This is a genomic window from Azotobacter armeniacus (assembly GCF_054779355.1).
Genome location: NZ_BAAGYK010000124.1, coordinates 1 through 1329 on the forward strand (window position 1 = coordinate 1; position 1329 = coordinate 1329).

Below are 1329 nucleotides of genomic sequence, written 5' to 3' on the forward strand. Positions count from 1 at the left end.
ACAGCAAGGTCACCGTCGACGTGGACGTCAACCCCTGGGTTTACATGGTCGCCCTGGGCTACAAGTTCTGAGCGCCCCCAACGAGAAAGGCGCCTGCACGGCGCTTTTTCATTTTTCAGTCGCTCCCGACCAGCAACGGGCCCCACCTGCATGGCGGCAGACGCCGCGCGGTGGTCTCCAAGCTTGTTCCAAGCGCCCGGATGAATCTGCCGCCCCTGAGCCTTATGGCGACCAGCCACCCCACTCCCGGCACCCGTATTGATGCAGATCAAAGAACTGCTCAATTCCAAGAAACCTTCCGATGAATACAGCCGAAAGTTTTCCTCAACTTATTGGCAGGGCACATTATTGGCAGGGCACAATGGCGCGCCCTCAAAACCGTATTGACCCAGATCAATGAACAACAAACAGCAAAAGCATTTGGTCGGTCAAGACCAGACCCTCTTGACATAAATCAAGCACCCCGAACAACTCGCCCAATACCTAGACAATTAGCATGAATATAGTGGCCATTATTTATTGAGTTGAATCAAAACAGTCCGGCGCGAGCAGCCTAATATGAGCCCCAAGAACCAAACTTATTAAAGGCCGACAACTCTGCGGGCCTTTAGGAGCAAGACCATGCGCAACTCACTGTTCGCCCTTTCCCTGGTCACCATGGCTCTGGCAGCCCCCTACGCCTCTGCGCACGAGCGCGGCGATATCATCCTGCGGGCCGGTGCGGTCACCGTCGACCCCCGCGAAGACAGCGAAGACATCCGCCTCGCCGGCGCCGGCAAGCTGTCCGGTACCAAGGCCACGCTCGACAGTGATACCCAACTCGGCCTGAACTACCTCTACATGCTGACCGACCATGTCGGCATCGAATACCTGGCCGCCACCCCCTTCACCCACGAGGTGAAGGGCAAGGGCCTCCCCGGCAACCTGGATGGCCGCCTGGGCGACTTCAAGCAGTTGCCACCGACCGTCAGCCTGGTCTACTACCCGCTGTCCCCCAGCGCCACCATCCAGCCCTACGTCGGGGTAGGCGTCAACTACACCTACATCTTCGAAACCAAGCTGGGCAAGGCAGCCGAGGGCAAGGGCTTCAGCGGTCTGGACATGCAGAACTCCGTCGGCCTGGCCGCGCAGATCGGTGTGGATTACATGCTGACCGACACCCTCATGCTCAACGCCCAGGTGCGCTACATCGACATCGAGACCAAGGCTACCACCTACCTGAACGACAGCAAGGTCACCGTCGACGTGGACGTCAACCCCTGGGTTTACATGGTCGCCCTGGGCTACAAGTTCTGAGCGCCCCCAACGAGAAAGGCGCCTGCACGGCGC

2 protein-coding genes are annotated in these 1329 nt (G+C 58.9%); both read left to right on the plus strand.

Annotated features, from left to right (window positions below; all coding sequences use genetic code 11):
• Nucleotides 1–71: OmpW family outer membrane protein (locus tag ACYVD0_RS17230; RefSeq protein WP_460427950.1), on the plus strand; the 71-nt coding region annotated here is incomplete at its 5' end.
• A 550-nt stretch (nucleotides 72–621) separates the two neighbouring features.
• On the plus strand, nucleotides 622–1296 hold the full coding sequence (locus ACYVD0_RS17235) for an OmpW/AlkL family protein (protein WP_460427949.1): 675 nt from the start codon (nucleotides 622–624) through the stop codon (nucleotides 1294–1296).
• The last annotated feature ends 33 nt before the right edge of the window (nucleotides 1297–1329 follow it).

What these genes read in the sequence shown, in the direction of transcription:
- ACYVD0_RS17235 (WP_460427949.1), top strand. Translation starts at nt 622, where the DNA reads ATGCGCAACTCACTGTTCGCCCTTTCCCTGGTCACCATGGCTCTGGCA.